At 70.6% G+C, this 20,646-nt stretch carries 16 protein-coding genes and 1 pseudogene; 5 read left to right on the top strand and 12 right to left on the bottom strand.

Going from position 1 to position 20,646, the window contains the following annotated elements:
• The 4 genes and pseudogenes from ABT367_RS33800 to ABT367_RS33785 all read right to left on the bottom strand — a co-directional run.
• Positions 1-541: pseudogene (locus ABT367_RS33800) on the bottom strand (GNAT family N-acetyltransferase); the annotation flags it as partial.
• Positions 542-809: 268 nt separating this feature from the next.
• A complete protein-coding gene (locus ABT367_RS33795) occupies positions 810-1,205 on the bottom strand; it encodes a cupin domain-containing protein (protein ID WP_352257100.1) in 396 nt (131 codons plus the stop codon).
• Between the two features lie 162 nt (positions 1,206-1,367).
• Entirely contained in the window at positions 1,368-2,156 is a 789-nt protein-coding gene (locus ABT367_RS33790) for a VOC family protein (protein WP_352257099.1), read from the bottom strand.
• A 103-nt stretch (positions 2,157-2,259) separates the two neighbouring features.
• A complete protein-coding gene (locus ABT367_RS33785) occupies positions 2,260-3,375 on the bottom strand; it encodes a multicopper oxidase domain-containing protein (RefSeq protein WP_352257098.1) in 1,116 nt (371 codons plus the stop codon).
• A gap of 200 nt (positions 3,376-3,575) precedes the next feature.
• Between ABT367_RS33785 and ABT367_RS33780 the strand changes: the two genes are divergently transcribed.
• Together ABT367_RS33780 and ABT367_RS33775 are read left to right on the top strand one after the other, a co-directional pair.
• Positions 3,576-6,104, top strand: a complete 2,529-nt coding sequence (locus tag ABT367_RS33780) for a ThuA domain-containing protein (RefSeq protein WP_352257097.1) — start codon at positions 3,576-3,578, stop codon at positions 6,102-6,104.
• A 26-nt stretch (positions 6,105-6,130) separates the two neighbouring features.
• Positions 6,131-8,332 (top strand): OmpL47-type beta-barrel domain-containing protein, encoded by a 2,202-nt coding sequence (locus tag ABT367_RS33775; RefSeq protein WP_434975599.1) that lies wholly within the window; start codon positions 6,131-6,133, stop codon positions 8,330-8,332.
• A gap of 71 nt (positions 8,333-8,403) precedes the next feature.
• On the opposite strand, the gene ABT367_RS33770 is transcribed toward ABT367_RS33775, so the two are convergent.
• Together ABT367_RS33770 and ligD are read right to left on the bottom strand one after the other, a co-directional pair.
• Positions 8,404-9,036: a pyridoxamine 5'-phosphate oxidase family protein gene (locus tag ABT367_RS33770; protein ID WP_352257096.1), complete on the bottom strand. Its 633-nt coding sequence runs from the start codon at positions 9,034-9,036 to the stop codon at positions 8,404-8,406.
• Between the two features lie 122 nt (positions 9,037-9,158).
• Positions 9,159-10,175 (bottom strand): non-homologous end-joining DNA ligase, encoded by a 1,017-nt coding sequence (gene ligD / locus ABT367_RS33765; RefSeq protein ID WP_352257095.1) that lies wholly within the window; start codon positions 10,173-10,175, stop codon positions 9,159-9,161.
• Between the two features lie 91 nt (positions 10,176-10,266).
• On the opposite strand from ligD, the gene ABT367_RS33760 reads away from it, so the two are divergent.
• Together ABT367_RS33760 and ABT367_RS33755 are read left to right on the top strand one after the other, a co-directional pair.
• Positions 10,267-11,355, top strand: a complete 1,089-nt coding sequence (locus ABT367_RS33760; protein WP_352257094.1) for an ATP-dependent DNA ligase — start codon at positions 10,267-10,269, stop codon at positions 11,353-11,355.
• Positions 11,356-11,493: 138 nt separating this feature from the next.
• Positions 11,494-12,483: an aldo/keto reductase gene (locus ABT367_RS33755; RefSeq protein WP_352257093.1), complete on the top strand. Its 990-nt coding sequence runs from the start codon at positions 11,494-11,496 to the stop codon at positions 12,481-12,483.
• 32 nt (positions 12,484-12,515) lie between these two features.
• Here ABT367_RS33755 and ABT367_RS33750 read toward each other — a convergent pair whose 3' ends face one another.
• The 5 genes from ABT367_RS33750 to ABT367_RS33730 form a co-directional block, all read right to left on the bottom strand.
• A complete protein-coding gene (locus ABT367_RS33750) occupies positions 12,516-13,523 on the bottom strand; it encodes an ornithine cyclodeaminase family protein (protein WP_352257092.1) in 1,008 nt (335 codons plus the stop codon).
• Between the two features lie 102 nt (positions 13,524-13,625).
• On the bottom strand, positions 13,626-14,552 hold the full coding sequence (locus tag ABT367_RS33745; protein ID WP_352257091.1) for an ABC transporter permease: 927 nt from the start codon (positions 14,550-14,552) through the stop codon (positions 13,626-13,628).
• A complete protein-coding gene (locus ABT367_RS33740; RefSeq protein WP_352257090.1) occupies positions 14,552-15,685 on the bottom strand; it encodes an ABC transporter permease in 1,134 nt (377 codons plus the stop codon). The genes ABT367_RS33745 and ABT367_RS33740 overlap by 1 nt, the downstream gene beginning before the upstream one ends.
• 191 nt (positions 15,686-15,876) lie before the next feature.
• Positions 15,877-17,607, bottom strand: coding sequence for an ABC transporter ATP-binding protein (locus tag ABT367_RS33735; protein WP_352257089.1), 1,731 nt, complete (start codon positions 17,605-17,607; stop codon positions 15,877-15,879).
• Complete coding sequence (locus ABT367_RS33730; protein WP_352257088.1) at positions 17,604-18,620, bottom strand: BMP family protein; 1,017 nt, start codon at positions 18,618-18,620, stop codon at positions 17,604-17,606. The genes ABT367_RS33735 and ABT367_RS33730 overlap by 4 nt, the downstream gene beginning before the upstream one ends.
• Before the next feature lie 190 nt (positions 18,621-18,810).
• On the opposite strand from ABT367_RS33730, the gene ABT367_RS33725 reads away from it, so the two are divergent.
• Complete coding sequence (locus ABT367_RS33725) at positions 18,811-19,524, top strand: GntR family transcriptional regulator (protein ID WP_352257101.1); 714 nt, start codon at positions 18,811-18,813, stop codon at positions 19,522-19,524.
• Positions 19,525-19,613: 89 nt separating this feature from the next.
• On the opposite strand, the gene ABT367_RS33720 is transcribed toward ABT367_RS33725, so the two are convergent.
• Positions 19,614-20,555 (bottom strand): hypothetical protein, encoded by a 942-nt coding sequence (locus ABT367_RS33720; RefSeq protein ID WP_352257087.1) that lies wholly within the window; start codon positions 20,553-20,555, stop codon positions 19,614-19,616.
• Positions 20,556-20,646 lie beyond the last annotated feature (91 nt).

Here is a 20,646-nt window from a genome sequence, read left to right as displayed (position 1 = left end):
GGCAGTCGGGCACGAGGAGCCGCTCGGCGGCGCGCCCGTAGAACGCCGGGACCGTCGGCGACGGCGGTGACCAGGTGGCGGCCACGACCTCGGCGTAGTCGGCGAGCTGGGCGGGCGTACGGACCATGCGGATGTCGAGCCCGTTCGGCCGCGGCTTCGGTACGGTCTCGTCGAGCTCGGCCCACATGGCGCTCGACTGTTCGGTGACCGGGAGTCCCGCGGCCGTGAGGAGCGCGGACAGGCCGCGGGGTGCGGAGGCCGGTCCGACCCACCACGAGAAGGGCCGTCCTCGCGCCCCTGTCTCGGCGAGCGTCTCGGCGATGCGCCGGTCCACGGCCTGTGGGGCAAACCGGGCCGCGGCCACGATGTTGAAGGTGTCGTCCGGCAGCCCGCTGTCCGCGATCAGCAGGTCGCCGGCTTCTCGGACGCTCGCGCCCGGCAGGCCGCGGTGCAGATGACAGGCGCGCTCGGCGAGATTGCGCTCACCCGCCTCGGGCAGGTCGGCCGGGGCGGAACGGAAGGGCGGGGTGCGGCGCCTCATGGGTCACCAGTGTGGTGGACGGCCGCATGACGTGCGGCCGGGTCGGCTTGCTCCACGCAGGGCGATTCATGTGCGCTGATCCGCGTACGGTGCCGTGCGCTCTGTGGCGGTTACGGTGCCGCGCGCTGCGTCGTGATGGATGCGAGGCTCTGCGCTACATGACGGGCGGATACGGTGCTGTGCGCTCCGTGACGGGTACGGGCCGTGCGCTCTGCGACCACCACGGCGCCGTGCGCTCCCGCGTCCGTACGGTCCGGCCCCGTATCCGTCAGGCCACGGCCTGCAGGTGGCGCGCGTCGCGCCCCGGGGTGCGCTGTGCGCGCGGGAGCCGGTCGACCGCGGGGCCCTTGGTGAGCACCGCGAGCAGGGTCGCCGGGCGGCTGGTGCGGTTGGCCAGCGTGAACAGCTGACCGCGGGGCACCATCACACACGCGCCGGGACGCAGCGTGATCTGCGTACGCCCGGGATCGCCGACCTCCACCTCGCCGTCGACACCCGTGAGCAGCACCTCGGAGTCCTCGTAGACATGCGCCTGACGTGCGGTGCCGGCGAGCAACTGGATCCGTGCGGCGGCCAGTTCCTCGAAGGGCGCGCCCTTCGGGTCGAGACGGGTGACCGGCTCCTCGTCCCGTACGGTCGTGGGGTCTATGCGGATCGGGTACATCGAGGGCTCCCGGAGTCGGGCGACGGTTCTGCCGTACGGAGATGCTCGGGACCCGCACGGCACGCTCCCCGATTATCGCATCTCGGACATTTCACCCACTGGAGGGCCCGGAACCGCCACCGGGGGCCTCACCAGGAGACCCCCGGTTCCACGCTCAGCGGTTCACACCTGGTCCGGATCGCCCTTGATCAGCGCCAGCCGTGCACCGAAGGGGTCCGTGATCTTGGCCAGCCGCCCGACGCCCGTCATGGACGTGGGCTCCATCTGCACGCTCGCTCCGAGCTCGCGCGCCTTGGCCACGGCCTGGTCCACGTCGGCGACCTCGAAGTACGGCAGCCAGTGCGGCCCCCGCTCGGCCTCGACCGGGTCGTCGGACCGGTCGACGAGCCCTCCGTACATCCCCTCATCGCCGGTGCCTGCCGGGTGCACGCTCGTGTACGAGCCGCCCGGGAACTCGATCGCGCTGGTCCCCAGCCCGAGCGCCGCTCCGTAGAACGCGGCGGCCGCGGGGACGTCGGTGGTGTAGAGCTCGACCCAGTTGAGGGAGACCGGCTCATTGACGAGCTCGAACCCCTTCATCTCGCCGGGCTGCCACAGCCCGAAGCCCGCACCTGCCGGATCGCTGTAGAGCGCCATGCGCCCCAGCGGTCCGACATCCATGGGCGCCATGAGCTCGGTGCCCGAAGCCTGCTCGACGGCCTTGGCGGTCGCGTCCGCGTCGGGCGTCTGGAAGTAGATGCCCCAGGCGGGCTCGCCCTCCTCGGGCGAGACCTGCATACCGCCGGCGACCGCTTTTCCGTTGCTGCGATAGGTCACATAGCCGCCGAATTCCTCGGCGGCCTGCGCCTCCCAGCCGAAGAGGCCTCCGTAGAACGCGTTGGCCGCCTCGATATCGGGAGTGCCGAGGTCTACCCAGACCAATGAGCCGGTGACAAAACGGGTGGTGAGCATGATCCACTCCTTTGTGGGTCCCGTTGCCCTGCCGCCTCCGAGTCTGGCACCGGCCACTGACAACCGCCCCGCAACCGCCCAAGCGGACGGGAGCACTCAGCACTCAGTGGTGGTGCGCCGCCCCCGAGTCGTCATCCGACGCCTTCGTATCACCCGACGTCTTCGCGTCACCTGACGCCTTCGATTCGCCCGTCCCCGTCGAGTCGCCCGACTCCGTCGACGCCGCGCCATGCGCCGTATGCCCTCCGTCATGCCCCGGTATCGTCCCGTCCGGCTTCGCCACCAGGAAGAACCCGGCCATCCCCATGTCGGAGTGGCTCTGGACGTGACAGTGGTACATCCACGCCCCCGCCCCCACCCGCTCACCGGCGATGATCTGGAAGCCGAAGGAGTCGGCGGGCCCGGTGATCTTGTTGTCGATCACCGGCGAGGGATCCTCCGGGCCGGAGAGCATGCCCGTGCGGTTGTCCGCCCAGCGATGACCGTGCATATGGAACGTGTGGTAGAACTCGCCGTGCGTGATCATCACGATCTCCACGCGGTCGCCCACCGTGGCCTTGAGGTCGGGGCCCGTCTTGAGGTTGTTGATCGTCATGTCGTTGAAGACGATCGTGAACGTCTTGTCCGGCAGGATGTCGCCCTTGCGGCGCACGATCAGCGGACCGTAGAGGCCCTTGCGCAGACCCCCGGTGCCGTGGTCCGTGCCGACGACGTGGTCGTGGTAGTGCCAGTAGCCCGCGCTCCCCGCGCGCCAGGTGCCGTCCGCGCGCCGGCCCGGCACATGCGTGCGCCAGGTGTACGTGCGGGAACCCCCCGGCTCCACATGGGAGTTGTTGTGCCGGGTGCCGTCGCTGGTGATCTCGTAGTCGACGCCGTGCGGGTGCAGGGAGACGTCGATGTCGAGGGTGTTGACGACCTCGATGTGCAGGGTGTCGCCCTCGATCATCTCGATCAGCGGGCCGGGTATGGACGCCTTGCCCTTCTCCAGGCCGTAGCCGAGCTGACCGTCGGCCAGCGCCTCGACGTACAGCTTCATATGGCGCACCGTGCCGCCCGCGGGCGCGACCGCCGCCTCCGCCACCGCCGAGGCCGAACTCCCGGATCCGGCCGCCGACATCGATGTCAGACCCGTGGCCACGACCGCCCCGCCGGCGAGCAGCCGCCGGTTGAAGACGCGTCTGCCGAGGTTTTCGAGACTGCGGGCCGCCTGCTCGGTCATCTACGAACTCCCCATGCCGGTACGGAGATTGGTGGGGCCGAAGAGCCCCCAGGGACGGGCACACGGTAGCGACGGGATCTTCGTTTATCCACACTCAGGACAAAGTTCGGGTCAGTCCGGTCATAGCTATTGGCGGGTCGGCCAAAGCCGTCTACTTTCCTAGGCGCTGATGCCGTAACGGACGAGGGGTGGGTGAACACATGCGGTCATCACCGCATCAACAGCCCTGGAAACACCGAGGGTTGAGCACAGTGAGACGTAAATCGAGACGGGCCTGGGCGGCCGGGATCGCGGCCGGGGCCATGACCGCGGGACTGCTCGCCACATCGCCGGCCACCGCGCGTCCCTACCCGGACCCGCCGAGGACCGCGACCGAGCAGACAACGATGTCACTGCCGTCACCGCCGGGCGGCAGCAATGTGCGCGTCCTGGTCTTCCACTCCTCGGCCACCGAGGAGTCCCCGGTGGTCAACGCCGGTATCGAGGCCATCGAGCGGATCGGTCTGACCGGCCCCGAGAACCAGCGCTTCACCATTACGGCCACCGATGACGCATCGATCTTCACCAACGACACTCGTCTTGGCCGGTTCAACGCCGTGGTCTTCCTGACCGGCGGCGGCGATGTCCTCGACGCCGACCAGGAGTTGGGCCTCGAGGCCTATATGGAGGCGGGCGGCGGTTTCGTCGGTCTGCACGACGCCGCGCGCACGGAGCCGTACTCGGACTGGTTCACCGGTCTGATCGGCGCGCGTCCCGCGGCCGGCAGCGGTGCGACGACGCAGCGCGCCACCGTCGAGGTCGGCGACCGTCAGCATCCGGCCAACACCGGCCTTCCGTTGCAGTGGAAGCGCCCCGACAAGTGGTTCAACTGGAAGGAGAACCCGTCGGGCAAGGTCCACACGATCGCGCGCGTCCGCGAGTCCACGTACCAGCCGGGCACGGGTGCCAACGGCTGGGACCACCCCGTCTCCTGGTGCCGTGACTACGACGGCGGCAGGTCCTTCTACACCGCGATGGGCGGTACGGCGGACGCGTACTCCGAGACGGACTTCCGGACGCATCTGCGCGGCGCCCTGAACTGGACCACGCGTCTGGTGCGGGCCGACTGCAAGGCCACGATCGACAGCAACTACAAGGCCGAGCGCCTCACCGTGCCCAACCAGCCCGGCCTCAACGACCAGATCGGCGAACCGCACGGTCTGGTGACCGCGAAGGACGGCCGGATCCTGTACATCGGCCGCGGCGGCGCCGACTCCTCGCAGCCCGTCGTGACCGACTGGAACGACCCGGACATCGGCAAGGGCAACGGCGAGGTCCACGTCTACGACCCGAAGACCAAGCAGGTCACCAAGGCGGCCAGCCTGAGCGTCTTCGGCAACAAGGGCGGCGGCGACGAGCTGATCAAGGTCGAGGAGGGTCTGCTCGGCGTCGAGCTCGACCCGGACTTCCTGACCAACGGCTGGGTGTACCTGCACTACACACCGCACGCGAAGATCGACCGTGACAAGCGGATGGCCCAGCGCTACGTCTCCCGCTTCACGCTCGACCTCGCGACCAACAAACTGGACCTGGCCAGCGAGAAGGTCCTGTTGCAGTGGCCGGTGCAGATCCACAGCTGCTGTCACGCGGGCGGCGGGATGTCCTGGGACTCCAAGGGCAACCTGTACATCGCGACCGGTGACAACAACTCCTCGCGGTTCAGCGACGGTTACTCGGGCAACAACCCCGAGCCCAACTACAAGGGCGTGTCGTTCGCGGACGCCCGGCGCACCGCGGGCAACACCAACAACCTCAACGGCAAGATCCTGCGTATCCACCCCGAGGACGACGGGACGTACACGCTCCCGGCGGGCAACCTGTTCACGGGCCAGGAGCCGGACGAGGGCGGCGGCAAGACACGCGGCGAGATCTATGTGATGGGCGTGCGCAACCCGGCGCGCATCTTCGTCGACCAGAAGACCGACATCCTGTACGCGGGATGGGTCGGCCCGGACGCCGGGCAGCCGTCGACCACTTGGGGTCCGGCGAAGTACGACACGTTCGCCGCGATCACCGGTCCCGGCAACCACGGCTGGCCGTACTGCATGGGCAACAAGCAGCCCTACCGCGACCGCAATCTGCCGGACCCGACCAAGCCGCTCGGCTGGTACGACTGCAACGCCCCGAAGAACGAATCGCCCAACAACGACGGTCTGGTGAAGCTGCCGCCGATCACGTCCAACACCATCTGGTACTCCCCCGCGGGCGGCGGCCCTGACTTCCCCCGGGACGCGAACGGCATTCCCTCGTACAAGGCCGAGGAGCAGAAGTTCCTGCTGCCGTGGCTCAAGGGCGGCGGCCAGGCCACGATGAACGGCCCGGTCTACCGCTACGACGCGGCCGCGACGGGCGAGGGCAAGTGGCCCTCGTACTGGGACGGCAAGTGGTTCGTCGGTGACTTCTACTTCGGCGACCAGCCGCGGCACGCGATCCTCACCGACCCGAACACGGTCGGCAAGGGCGGCACCCCGGTCCATGCCGAGTCCCTGAAGAAGATCATCCCGGGTGGCAATGACGCCATCAACAACCTGATGGACTGGAAGTTCGGTCCCGACGGCGCCCTGTACGTCCTCGACTACGGGCGCGGCTTCTTCACCTCGGACGCCAAGTCGGCGCTGTGGAAGGTCAGTTACCACGGCGGCGCGGCGACTCCGGCGGCGAACCAGCTGGCGAGAGGGGCAGCCCAGTGAGAAAGCACCTGCTGTACATGCGGCGGATGAAACCGCTGAGACTCCTGCTCGCCACCTTGCTCCTGGTGCTCGGTCTTTCCGCGCCCATGGCCTACGGCGAGGAGCCCCCGGCGGCCGAGCCTTCGGCGGCCGCTGCGCAGACGCTGACCTGGACGGCGGGCGATCCGATCGACCGCTATCTGTCGGCGCCGACCACCGCGGTCGCGGGCGCGACGACGATCGTCTTCGAGAACAGTGAGGCCACCGGCAACACCACCGGGATGCCGCACACGCTGACCTTCGACATCGCGGACCCCGAGTACAACAACGACGTACCGCTGAACATCCTGGCCAATCCCAACGACGACCAGGGCGGCCGGCACACGGCCGAGGTGGTCCTCACCCCGGGCCGGTACCTGTACCACTGCACCATCCCGGGCCACGGCACGATGCAGGGCATCCTCGTCGTGACCGAGGGCGGCGGCGAGGACACCACGGCGCCGGTCACCTCGGCGAAGGTGGACGGCACCAAGAACGCCGACGGCGCGTACGTCGGCCAGGCCACGGTGACCGTCAACGCCGAGGACGAGGTGGGTGGTTCGGGCGTCGAGAAGACCGAGTTCGCCGTCGGTGACGACGGCGCCTGGCAGCCGTACACCGGTCCTGTCGTGGTGAACACGGTCGGCGATCACAAGATCCGCTACCGGGCCGCCGACAAGGCGGGCAACGTGGCGGCCGAGAAGAGCGAGTCCTTCAAGGTCGTGGCGCCCGACACGGGTGACACCACGGCGCCGGAGACCTCGGCGGCGGTGACGGGTGAGCAGAACGACCAGGGCCAGTACGTCGGCATGGCCACGGTCACCGTCTCGGCGACGGACGCGGGCTCGGGGGTCAACACCACCGAGTACGCGATCGGCGCGGACGGTGCCTGGCAGCCGTACACCGCTCCGGTGATGTTCCACGACCCGGGCACCTACAAGGTGCGCTACCGGGCCACGGACAAGGCCGGCAACGCGGCGGCCGAGAAGAGCGTCGACTTCACCCTGGTCGCGGCACCGGTCGAGGACAAGACCCCGCCGGAGGTCACGGCGAAGGTCGACGGGAACAGGAACTCCGATGGCGCGTACGTCGGTTCGGCCAAGGTGACGCTGACCGCCACGGACGACGACTCGGGCGTGGACAAGGTCGAGTACTCGCTCGACGGCGCGCCCTATGTCACGTACACGCAGCCGCTGGTCCTCGACCGCTTCGGCCGGCACACGGTCGCCTACCGTGCGACGGACAAGGCGGGCAACGGGTCCGAGGCGCGGCAGGTGGCCTTCACGGTCGTCCAGGGCGCGGGCCCCGAAGCCCCGAACTGCCCGGAGTTCGACGAGCGCGACACGGTGTTCGTCGGCACGGTCAACTCGGGTGTGCCCAACCGGATGACCAAGGCGCGCTGCACGATCGGCGAGCTGATCGAGGACGAGCGGTCCTGGTCCTCGCACGCGCTGTTCCTCAAGCACGTGGACACCATCCGGGACCGGGTGGTCGCCGAGGGCGTCATCAGCGCCCGTGAGGGCCGGCTGATCTACCAGGCCGCGAAGGCGTCCGGGATCGGCACACCCGGCAACACGACCGGCTACACGCCGCTGTTCGACGGCACGCAGCGGTCGTTCGACAAGTGGCAGCACGTGGGCGGCGGTTCGTTCGGTCTCAATCCGGACGGGACGATCACCTCGGGCACCTCGAAGGCCGGCCTCGGCATGCTGTGGTTCCCGGAGCGCAAGTACACGGACTTCTCCCTGAAGCTCCAGTGGCGCGACGACGCTCCGGCCAACGGCAACGCCAACTCCGGTGTCTTCGTGCGCTTCCCGTGGGTCCATGACCACCCGGAGGAGTCGCGTCCGGAGTGGGTCGCCATCAAGTACGGGCATGAGGTGCAGGAGTTCGACAGTCCCGTCGGCGACATGTACAAGACCGGTTCGATCTACGGCTTCGACCGCGTGGGTCTGGCCGGTGCGGGCGTGACCCCGAAGGGCACGTGGAACGACTACGAGATCCAGGTGGTCGACCAGCACTACAAGATCTTCCGCAACGGTGTGCTGATCAACGAGTTCGACAACACCGGCGGCCAGGTCTTCGAACCCCCGCGGTCCGACGATCCCGGCACGGACGGCCGGCGCTTCGCGTCCGGCTACATCGGGATCCAGGTGCACGGGGTGACGGACGTCGTCTCGTACCGCGACATCCGGATCAAGGAGCTGTAGGAGCAGGCTTGTTACCGGTGCCCCCGCCCCGTCTCGTACGGGGACGGGGGCATCGGCATGTCCGGCGCGGGTCAGCCCTCGTACACCCGCTCCGCGTACGAGGGGCCGAAGTAGGCCTCGAGTTCCTCGAGGTCCTGGTCCTTACGGGTCGTGGCCTTGGCGATACGGCCGGGGGACGGCACCGCCGTCGGGTCCCAGGTCCCCGGCTTCCACAGCTCCGAACGGAGCAGGGACTTGGCGCAGTGGAAGAACACCTCCTCGATCTCGACGACCATGGCGAGCCTGGGCCGGTGGCCCTTGACCTGCATGGCGTCGAAGAACGGGGCGTCCTTGACCAGGCGCGCCCGTCCGTTGACCCGGAGCGTGTCGGCGCGGCCCGGGACCAGGAAGAGGAGGCCGACACGAGGGTTGGCCAGGACGTTCAGATAGCCGTCGGCGCGCCGGTTGCCCGGTCGCTCCGGTATCGCGAGGGTCGTGTCGTCGAGGACCTTCGTGAAGCCGGGCGGGTCGCCCTTCGGCGAGGCGTCGCACCAGCCGCTGCCGTCCGCGGTGGCGATCACGCAGAACGGCGATCGGGCCAGCCACTGCTTGTCGAAGTCGTGCAGCACCCTGCGGACCTTGTCCGCGGCGCGCCGGTCGGGCTCCCCCAGCAGGTCACGCAGCTCTTGTGCGCTGCCGATCTCCGTAAATCCGGCCGTGTCCACGGCGCCCCCCACAAGCGAGTTCGATCAAGACGGCCTCACCCTAACGACCGTGCCGAACCCCGCACTCACCAGCGTGCCGAACCACGCCACCACCACCGTGCCGAACCAGGTATCCGCCCCGGTCACTCCGTCTTCTTCGCCCGGCTGGGGGCCACGCGCTTCGGCTCCCCCGGCATCTTCGGATAGTCGGGCGGATACGGCATGTCCCCCAGGCCACGGTCCTTCGCGTCGCGCTCCGAGAGCTCCAGGAGCGCGTCGAGGGTGTGGCGGGTGCGGTCCATGTCGGCGTGGACGTCGCCGACTTCGGCGTACCGGCTCTGCATCGTCTTGAGGTCGAAGTCGTCGGGATGCACCTCGTCGACCTCGTCCCATGTCAGGGGTGCCGAGACGAGGGCCTTGGCGTTCGGCCGTACGGAATAGGCGGAGGCGATGGTGCGGTCGCGGGCCGCCTGGTTGTAGTCGACGAAGATCTTCTCGCCGCGCTCCTCCTTCCACCAGGCCGTGGTCACCGAGTCCGGCATCCGGCGCTCCAGTTCACGCCCGGCGGCGATCACCGCATGACGTACCTGGATGAAGTCCCAGCGCGGCTCGATCGGCACGAACACATGCAGTCCGCGGCCGCCCGAGGTCTTGGGCCAGCCGACGAGGCCACCGAACTCGTCGAGTACCGCCCGCAGTTCGTGGGCGGCACGCACCGCGTCCTCGAAGTCCGTACCGGGCTGCGGGTCGAGGTCGATCCGGAGTTCGTCGGGGTGGTCGGTGTCGTCCGCGCGTACCGGCCAGGGGTGGAAGGTGCACGTGCCGAACTGGGCCGCCCAGATCACCGCCGCCACCTCGGTCGGACAGATCTCGTGCGCCTTGCGTCCGCTGGGGAAGGTGATCTCGGCCGTCGGGATCCAGTCCGGGGTGTTCTTCGCGGCGCGCTTCTGGAAGAAGGACTCGCCGCCGACACCGTCCGGATAGCGCTCGAGGGTCGTCGGACGGTCGCGCAGCGCGCGCAGGATGCCGTCGCCGACCGCGAGGTAGTACTCGGCGAGGTCCCGCTTCGTATAGCCGGTCTCCGGAAAGAACAGCTTGTCCGGGCTCGAAAGCCGCACCTTCCGGCCGCCCGCGTCCAGCTCGATCGCAGCTCCACCCATGCCTGCCACGGTAGGCGGGGCGCGGTGGCGCTGCATACGGAAGTGGGGATCCACCAGGCGCACCACGGCGTCACACCCCACAATCGACACCATGGACCTGCCGGTGATGCCGCCCGTCAAGCCGATGCTCGCGAAGTCCGTCGCCAAGATCCCGCCGGATATGCAGTACGAGGCGAAGTGGGACGGCTTCCGGGCCCTCGTGTTCCGCGACGGCGACGAGATCGAGGTGGGCAGCCGTACAGGCAAGCCGCTGACCAGGTACTTTCCGGAGCTCGTGGAGTCGTTGAAGGCGAACCTTCCGGCCCGCTGTGTGATCGACGGCGAGGTGGTCATCGCGCGTGACGGGCGGCTCGACTTCGACGCGCTCACGGAGCGTATCCACCCGGCCGCATCGCGCGTGAAACTGCTCTCCGAGCAGACGCCGGCCTCGTTCGTCGCCTTCGATCTGCTCGCGCTCGGCAATGAATCCCTGGTGGACACGCCGCTCGCGGACCGCCGCGCCAAGCTGGTGATGGCGCTCGCGGGCTCCTCGGCGCCCGTCCACATCGCGCCCGCGACCACGGACCAGGACGTGGCCCGCCGGTGGTTCGAGCAGTACGAGGGCGCGGGTCTCGACGGGGTGATCGCGAAGCCGCTGGATCTGCTGTACCGGCAGAACGAGCGTCTCATGTTCAAGATCAAGCACGAGCGGACCGCGGATGTGGTCGTCGCCGGCTACCGCCTCCACAAGAGCGGTCCCGTCGTCGGCTCCCTGCTCCTCGGGCTGCACGACGACCAGGGTGTGCTGCAGCACGTGGGCGTGGTGGCGGCGTTCTCGATGAAGCGCCGCGAGGAGCTGGTCGAGGAGCTGGAGCCGCTGCGGATGGAATCGGCCGAGGGCCACCCGTGGGCGGCCTGGGCCGAGGAGGCCGCGCATGAGTCGGCCCGGCTGCCGGGTTCGGTCAACCGCTGGAGCGGCAAGAAGGACCTCACCTGGGTGCCGCTGCGGCCCGAGCGCGTGGCCGAAGTGGCGTACGACCACATGGAGAACGGGGCGCGCTTCCGGCACACCGCCCAGTGGCGGCGCTGGCGCCCCGACCGTACGCCCGGTAGCTGCACGTACGAACAGCTCGAGGAACCGGTGAACTTCGACCTGAGCGAGGTGCTCGGGCCGCGGCGGGCGGGCGACACCTCTCCGTAGGGCGGTCTTGGGGCCACGCATGACGATGCGGCCGTGGGGAGCCACGCGGGAAGATTTTGTTCGTTCTTGTTGGACAGCCGGGCGCCGGGCGGGTGAGGCTGGGCAGAAACGTTCTTCGACTGTGGAGTGAGGTCCTTCGTGTACGCAGCCGCACCCGGCCGTTACGAGTCCATGCCCTACCGCCGCACCGGCCGGAGCGGTCTGCTGCTGCCCGCCGTGTCGCTCGGCCTGTGGCACAACTTCGGCACCGACCGCTCCCTCGACCGCCAGCGGGCCATCGTGCACAAGGCCTTCGACCTGGGCGTCACGCACTTCGACCTGGCCAACAACTACGGTCCGCCGCCCGGCGCCGCCGAGACCGCGTTCGGCCGGATCTACCAGGAGGATCTGCGCGCCCACCGCGATGAGATCGTCGTCTCCACGAAGGCCGGCTACCTCATGTGGCCGGGGCCGTACGGCGAATGGGGCTCGCGCAAGTACGTCCTGAGCTCACTCGACCAGTCCCTGAAGCGGATGGGTCTGGAGTACGTCGACATCTTCTACTCGCACCGCCCCGACCCGGACACCCCGCTCGAGGAGACGATGAGCGCCCTGGACGCGGCGGTGCGCCAGGGCAAGGCGCTGTACGCGGGCATCTCGAACTACTCGCCCGAGCAGACCCGTGAAGCCGCCCGTATCCTGCGCGAGTTGGGCACTCCGCTCCTGGTCCACCAGCCGAAGTACTCGATGCTGGACCGCACACCGGAGAACGGACTGTGGCCGGAGCTCGCCGAGGCGGGCGCCGGTTCGGTGGTCTACTCGCCGCTCGCCCAGGGGCTGCTGACCAACCGCTACCTGGACGGCATCCCGGCCGACTCGCGCGCGGCCGGTCTCAGCCCGTTCCTGAACGCCGACAACATCACCGACGACACGGTCACGCAGCTCAAGGCGCTCAACGACATCGCCCGCGAGCGCGGTCAGTCGCTCGCGCAGATGGCCTTGGCGTGGGTGCTGCGCGACGGCGTGGTCACCTCGGCGATCGCGGGCGCGAGCAGCCCGGAGCAGCTCGCGGACAGTGTCGCGGCCACGGAGAACCTGGAGTTCTCGGCGGAGGAACTGCAGCGGATCGACAAGCTGTTGGCGGGCTGAGGCCTCGGCAAGCTGACGGGACCCGGGGCGGCTCACCCCGCAAGGTCGACGGTAAGCCCCACACCCCGCTCCCCCGCCCGGTCGATCAGCAGCCGCGCCACCGCCAGGTCCTGGAGTCCGACACCCACCGAGTTGAAGAGCGTCAGCTCCTCCTCGGTCGTGCGGCCCGGGGCCTGGCCGGTGAGGACCGAGCCGAGTTCGGTGCGGAAGGCGTCCTCGCCGAGGGCGCCTTCCGCGAGGGGGATGAGCACCTCGCCCGATTTCGCGCGAGCCGTTTCGTACGCGTCGACGACTACGCGGCAGCGCAGCACCGCTTCCGTGTCGAGTTCGCGGTGGTCGGGGCGTGGCGGGGCGCCGACCGCGTTGATGTGCTGGCCCGCCTGCAGCCAGGCGCCGTGGACGAGCGGGTCGCGGGACGGGGTGAGGGTGCACAGGACGTCGGCGTGCTCCGTGACCGAGCGGGGGTCGGCGAACACCTTGGCGGGGACGTCGAGTTCGGCCGTGATCCACTGTGCCAGCGCCTGGGCGTTGGCCGGGGTGCGGCCCCAGATCAGAACGTGCTCGTACGGGCGCCCGGGCAGCAGCGCCCGTACGTGGGCGCGGGCCAGCGGGCCCGTACCGAGAATGCCGAGCGTGCGGACGTCGGCGCGGGCCAGGGCCCGGGTGGCGACCGCGGTGGCGGCGGCGGTACGGACCCTGGTCAGTTCGGCGCCGTCGAGCAGCGCCAGACAGGCGCCGGTCTCGGCGTCCACCGCGAGCACCGCGGAGCGCTGGACCGGCAGTCCGCGCTCGCGGTTGGCGGGCAGATCGGCGAGGAGTTTGACCGTGGCGAGCCGGTCGGGCGCGGAGGCCGCGGCCATCGCGAGGTACGCGCCGTCCCCCTCCGGCTGCCGCATCGCGGGCGGCGCGGGCAGCACGGCCCGCCCACACGCCAGATCCCGATGCGCACGCCCCACCGTCCGCTCGACCTCCTCGACGGCTTCGCCCCCACCTTCGGCGAGAAGTTCACGTATCACTGACCGGCTGAGAATCAGGGTCATGGGTGCGGATGCTCCTGTAGTTGTGATCGGGGGACCGATCGTCCTGCGCGATGTCCGCTTCAGGGCGATACGTTCCGTACATTTGGTCCCTTTGCCGCTGCCTCAACTGGCGCGGACGAACGGGGTGGTGAGGCCCGATGGGGCGCGGCTGCGGCCGACCAGGCCGCTGACCGCGAGGAGGGCGAAGACGTACGGCAGGGTCGTCAGGAGCGGGGCCGAGATGTGCAGGCCGAGCGCGGGCGCCGCGAACTGCAGGGACTGGGCGAGTCCGAAGACCAGGCAGGCGAGCAGCGTCGGCCAGGCGCGCCAGCGTCCCGCGATGACCGCGACCACGGCGAGATAGCCGATACCGCCGGTGATGTTGTCGCTGAAGGCATGGACCTCGGAGAGCGCGAGATGCGCGCCGGCCAGCGCCGCGGTGACGCCGGTGAGCAGAACGGTCCCGTACCGGATGAGGGCGACCGGAAGGCCACTGCGGTCGGCGGACAGGGCGTCCTCGCCCACCGCGTCGATCGCGAGTCCTGCGGTCCTGCGGCGGCTGAAGCCGACGGCGAGCGCGATGGCCACGGCGAAGGCGAGATAGCCGAGAAGGGTCTGCTCGAACAGGGCCGGGCCGAGGATCGGGAGGTCGCTGAGCAGCGGAAGGGCCAGCGGGTCGAGGCCGGGCAGGGACTTGGCGCCCGCGCCGTCGCCGAAGGCGAGGCGTGCGCCGTAGGTGGTGGCGCCGAGTGCGAGGGCGTTGGCGGTGATGCCGGTGACGATCTGGTCGGCGCGCAGGGTGATGCTGAGCAGCGCCTGGAGCGCGGCGAACAGCAGACCGGCGGCGACCGCGGTGACCACTCCGACGGCCGCGCTGCCCGACTGGTGCGCACCCACGGCGCCGGCGAACGCACCGGTGAGCATCATGCCTTCGACGGAGAGGTTGAGAACTCCCGCGCGTTCGCTGAGCAATTCACCGCTGGAGGCGAGCAGCAGCGGCAGGGCCATCCGTACACCACCGGAGGCGAGTTCTTCGGCTACGGCGCTCATCAGCGGCTCCCTGGGCGGCGGGTGGTGAACAGCATCGCGGCGGCGATGAAGAGCACGAGCAGGCTCTGGACGATCTGAACGGTGGACGCCGGCACCTGGGCGGCGAGTTGGAGGTTGATGCCGCCCGAGGTCAGGAAGCCGAAGAGCAGCGACACGGCGGCGACGGCGGTGAGCGAGCCGCGGGCGAGCAGTCCGACGACGAGGCCCGCGAAGCCGTATCCGGAGGAGAAGTGCTCGGCGAGTACGTACGGGGCGGTGGCGACGAGCGCCGCGCCCGCGACCCCCGCGAGCCCGCCGGCGAACGCGAGCCCGCCGCCTTCGAGGCGTCCGACGGGCAGTCCGAGCCGGGCCGATGCGGCCGGTGAGTGTCCGACGGCGCGCAGCCGCAGGCCGAGCGCGGTGTGCCGGAGCACGATGCCCGTGGTCACGACCGCGAGCGCGGCGACGAGGACGATGGCGGTGGCGGGTGACTCCACGTCGCCGATCAGGGGGAGTTGGGCCCCGGCAGGCAAGGGTGCGGACTGCGGCAGGGTCTCCGACGAGGTCACGGGCTGGCGCAGCAGCGCTTCCTCGTGGACGGCGAGGGAGACCATCCCGATGCCGATGAAGTTGAGGAGCAGGGTGGTGATGACCTCGCTGGTGCCGCGCTTCACCTTCAGCCAGGCGGCGATGCCCGCCCATGCGGCGCCGGCGAGGAAGCCGGCGAGCAGGATCAGCGGCACACCCAGTGCGCCGGGCACCTGCGCGGGCAGGGCGAGTCCGGTCGCCGCGGCGGCCGTGCCGCCGGCGCAGAGCTGGCCCTCGCCGCCGACGTTCACCAGGCCGGCGCGGTGCGCGACCGTGAAGCCGGAGGCGATGAGGGCGAGCACGGCCGCGGAGTTCAGCGAGCTGCCGATGGCGTACGAGGACCCGAACATGCCCTCGTCCAGGGCCTGCCACGCGGTGGCCGGATCCGCACCGGCCGCGACGACCAGGACCATGCCGACGCCGGTGGCGCACAGGGCGGCGAGCAGGGCGACGGCGAGGGGGTGACGCAGGAGGGCGCGCAGCCGGCCGGCCGTCGGTGCGGCCTGTGGCGGCTCGACCGCGGAGGGCGGCTCCGGCGGCGAGGTGGTCGCGGTGGGTGCTGACATGGGGTTCCTTGGGAGGGAGTCGCGGCTCGGACGGTTTTGCGGTGGGGCGTTGTCAGGCGGTCGTTGTCAGTGGGGCGCTGTGAGGCGGTCGTTGTCGGTCGGGCGCTGTCAGGCGGGCGCTGTCAGTGGGGCGCTGTCAGGCGGGCGCTGTCAGGCGGGCGTGCCAGTCGGGCGTTGCCAGTCGAGCGTTGTCAGTGGGCGCCGATAGCCTTGGAAGGGCTCGGCCCCCGGGAGGGAGGGGTCTGTCCGGCCTTCGGTGGTGCCTCGGTCCGCTCGGCCCCCACCATCAGCCCCCCGACCCGCTCACGCGCCCCGTCCTCCCGCGGATCCACCGGCCCCAGCAGCCGGCCCCGGTACGCGACGACCACGCGGTCGCACAGGGCGAGCAGTTCGTCCAGTTCGGCCGACACCACCAGCACGCCCGCGCCCCTCGAGGCCGCCGTCCGGATCCGGCCGTGCACCGCCTCGACGGCACCGATGTCGAGGCCGCGCGTCGGCTGCGACGCGGCCAGGCAGACCAGCGGGTCGAGCGCCAACTCCCTTGCCAGGACGACCTTCTGCTGGTTGCCGCCCGAGAGTGAAGCCATCGGGGCGAAGGCACCCGGCGCCCGTACGTCATGTTCATCGAGTACGGTCCCGGTCGCGCGCCCGAGCGCCGCCCGGTCCAGGAACATCCCGAACCGCCGGTACTCCCCCAGCCGCCCGAGGTGCAGATTCTCGGCGACGGACAGCTCCGGTACGCAGCCCTCGTGATGCCGGTCCTCGGGAACGACCCCAAGACCGGCCCGGGTTCGGGCCGCGGGATTCGCCCGTGTCAGGTCCTCGCCGTCGAGCTCGACGCGCCCGCGCTCCGGCGCGAGCGCCCCGCCGATCACGGCCATCAACTCGCTCTGGCCGTTCCCCTCGACGCCCGCGACGCCGACGATCTCGCCGAACCCGACCTCCAACTCCGCCCGGTCCAGGGCGTACGTGCCGTCGGCCCGCCGGACCGTGACCTCACTCAGCCGCAGCGCGGCACCGGAGCGCCGGACGCCCTCGACGACGCCGGACTCCGCGAAGACGCGCCCCACAGGACCAGCTTCCCGGCCACCGCGCCCCGCAGCAGCAGCTTCCCCGGCACCGCGCCCCACAGCGCCGGGCTCGTCACCACCAGGCTCGTCCCCACCCGACGAACCCCCCGCACCCCCGAGCCCCACCGCCCCCGCCACCGTCGCATCCAGCGCACCGACCGACCGCCCGATCATCAGCGGGACCAGGCGCTCGGCGGACAGCTCGGTCATCGGTCCGCCGCCCGCCACCCGTCCGCCGCGCAGCACGGTGGCGGCGTCGCCCGCGCGTGCCGCCTCACCGAGCTTGTGCGTCACGAGGACGACGGCGTGCCCGGCCGCCGCGATCCGCCGACAGGTCTCCAGGAGCGCGTCCGTCTCCGCCGGCCCGAGCACCCCCGTCGGCTCGTCGAGCACAAGGAGGCGCGGGTCGCGAAGGAGCGCCTTGACGATCTCGACGCGCTGGCGCACGCCCACGGGCAACTTCCCCGCCACAGCGTCGAGTTCGAGTTCGAGCCCGTACGTCCGGCGCACGCGCTCGATCCGCGCCGGCAACTCGGGGAGCCGCAGCAGCCGCAGGTTCTGCCGTACGGTCAGGGTCGAGACGAGCGAGAAGTGCTGGTGCACCATCGCCACGCCCGCCGCCAGTGCGTCGGCCGGTCGCCGTGGGGCGTACGGCTCGCCGTACAGACGCATGGATCCCTCGTCGGGTGTGAGCGATCCCGCGACCGCGTGGCACAGCGTCGACTTCCCGGCGCCGTTCTCGCCGAGGACGCAGTGCACCGTGCCCGCCTCGACGACCAGGTCCACGCCGTCGAGCGCCCGCATGCTCCCGTACGACTTGACCAGTCCGCCGATCTCCAGGGCCGCCGTCACCGGGTCTTGACCTTCCCGGACGTGATGTCGGCCTTCACCTCGTCGAGCTTCTTGGCGACGGAGGGGTCGGCGGTGTCGCAGAGGTGGAGGTTGTTCTGCGGTGTGTCGAAGGTCAGGCCGAAGTGCACGGCCTCCGCCTTCCAACTGCCCTTGACCAGCTGCTCGGTGGAGTATTCGATCTCGGCGCCGATATCGGTCTCCACGGAGGCGGCGTACGCCTTCGCGGTTCCGCACTCCGCCGGGATGGGCCCGCCGATGAGGGTGCCGCCCTTGCCGGATGCCGCCTGGACGACGCCTTTCTGGCCGAGGTTGAGGATCTGGCCGAGCACGTCGGCGCCGGCGCTGTAGTCGGCGAGTGCGGACTGCTTGGCCTTGGCGGCGTCGTTGAAGTCACCGACGTACTGCGGCGTGAGCACCTTCACGTCCGGTTCGACCGCCTTGGCGCCGCGCTCGAACTCCTTGGCCGCGTTCACGATCGCGGGCAGTTCGGCGCCGCCCACGAAGCCGACGGTCTTCTTCTTCGACAGGAGCGCTGCCGCCGCGCCCGAGAGGTACGCGGCCTCGGCCTGCTGCGGGTCGTAGAGGGCGAGGTTGGCGGTGGGCTTGCCGTCGGCCGGGCCGCCGATCTCGGCGAACTTGACCTTCGGGAAACGGGCCGCGACCTTCCGTACCGCCGCGTCGGTCTGTCCGCCCAGGGAGATCACCAGGTCGGAGTTGGTGGCGAACCGTACGAGGGCCTGCTCGTAGTCGGCGGCCTGCACCTGCTCGACCTTGCTGAACGCGACCTTGCCCTTGTGCTCCTTCGCGGCCCGCTGATAGCCGCGGTAGGCGGACTCCATGAAGCCGCCGTCGGACAGCGAGCCGGGGAAGAGGACGCCGACCTTGAGCGCCCCCGAGCCCGAGGCGCCGTCCTGCGCGGACGAGTTGCCGCCGCAGCCGGTGAGCGTGAGCAGTCCCGCGACGGACAGGAGCGCGACGGGGGCGAGGGCCCGCCGGGGGTGAGTGAGTGCCACGTGGTGCCTCCAGAGGGAGGGGCCGCGCGCCGTTGCCGGGGGCAACGCGAACCCGCTAGTGGTATACCGTTACGCGCCCTCAGTCTGGGAGCCGCTTGTTGCCTGCGTGTTAGCGCCCGGTTAGCAGTACGCACCTGGCACCCCGTCCGCTTAGGGTGGGGGCCGGAGCGAGTGGAGGAAGATCGTGGCGATGGTGGCCGGCCAGGCGGGCGCAGCACGGGGTTCGCTGCGCGATCTCGCATACGACGCGCTGCGCCGACGCATCCTCGACGGCGAACTCAAGCCGGGCGCCCGCCTGGTGGAGCGGGACCTCGCGGCCGAGCTCGCGGTGTCCCGTATCCCCTTGCGCGAGGCGCTGCGCCGCCTGGAGTCGGACGGCCTTGTGGTGCTCGTGCCGCATCGGGGCGCTCTGGTCTCGCCGTTCACTCCGGCGGATGTGCGCGACCTGTTCGACGTACGGGAGTCACTGGAGTCCCTGGCCGCCCGGCTCGCGGCCGAGCGCGCCGACTCGGAGGGGCTCGGGCGTCTCGCGGCGCGGCTCACCCAGGCGCGTACGGCGATCGCCGCGCAGGACCGGGGCGGCATCGCGGCCGCCAACGCGGGCTTTCACACGGACATCGTGGAACTGGCGGACAATCCACTGCTCACCAACATGATGCGGCCGCTCGAGGCGCGCACGCACTGGCTCTTCCGGCTGACCGCGCAGCGCGATCCGGCGCAGCAGTGCGCGGAGCACGAGGAGATGTACGAGGCGATCGCGGCCGGGGACGGCGATCGCGCCGCGGCCCTCGCCCACGCCCACGTGGTGGACGGCCGCGCGGAGTCACTGGCCCTTGCCGAACAGTGGGCCCACCCGGTGATCGACCCCCAACGGGTGGCCGCGACCAGACGCCGCCGCTCCTGAAGCACCCGGCACACCACGACAGGGGGACCATTTGTTCGGCGCACAATGCCCATTCCGGGCATGTCGCTGAACAAATGGTCCCTCTTTCACTACGTCACCCGGCGGTACTGGCCGAGGATCTCCCGGGGTGAGGCCGCGCGGTCGAGGAACATCAGGCTGTCCATGCGGCAGTTGCACGGGTTGTTCTCGCGGGTGTTCTGGGGGAAGCTGCCGCCGATCTTGATGCCCCGGGGGTCGCCGGCCGTGGTCAGGTCCGGTTCCGGGTCGCCCGCCAGCGCCCAGGGGTCGTCGGTGCGGGTGTAGAAGCCGGGCAGGGGGCGGCCGTTGCGGTAGAGGGCCATCTCGCCGGTGTCGTAGTCGAAGGTGGCGGCGAGGAAGACCCATTCCTCGCGCGGCAGCAGGGTCTGCCAGTCGGCCTCGGCGGCGAAGGTCTGGGAGGCGCCGCCGTCGATACGGCGGCCGAGGGCCACGAGCTTCAACTCCCCGTTCACCTGGATGAGTTCGAGCAGGGCCCGCACGTCGTGGCCGTTGGAGTCGCCGGACAGGACTCCGGCGAGGCCGATCGCGTTGTACCGGTCGCCGGGGTCGGCGGTGTTCGAGTTGGGGCTCGGGTTCTCGCCGGTCATCTTGACCCAGCCCATCACGGTGGCGGCGCGTGCCCCGTTGAAGGCGCGCAGCGACTCGACGGCCCGTTCGTCGTAGATCCCGGCCTTCCAGTCGTCGTTGCCGGCCGTGGCCGGGTTGATCTGCTGGACCTGGAGGGCGCTGCCGCTGTGGCGGTGCGCCTGGTCCTGCACCCGCATCCGGTCGCCGCCGTTGATGAGTCTGATGCCGGTGCCGGAGCGGCCTCGGTCGCGTTCGACGGTGGGGTCGCCCTGGGCGGGGTGCGAGAAGTCGTAGTGCGCGACGAGGTCGCGGCGCAGGCTCGGCAGGACGTCGCTGGAACCGTGGTCGGGCACGCCGGCCGGTGACGCGCCGCCGCCCGCCACGGCCTGGGGAGCCGCGAGGACCCCGGCCAGAAGTGCGGCCACGGCGGCGACCGCGGCTCGGCGTCTGCCCCGCCGGCGAAGTCCCGGCCCGCCCGTTCCCTGCCGGCCCGTTGCCCGTCGGCGGATCCCCGGG

It is taken from the genome of Streptomyces mesophilus (genome assembly GCF_040300965.1).
GTDB classification, from domain to species: domain Bacteria; phylum Actinomycetota; class Actinomycetes; order Streptomycetales; family Streptomycetaceae; genus Streptomyces; species Streptomyces mesophilus_A.
The sequence above is the reverse complement of the archived record's forward strand: the minus strand, read 5'-3'. Positions and strand labels throughout refer to the sequence as shown.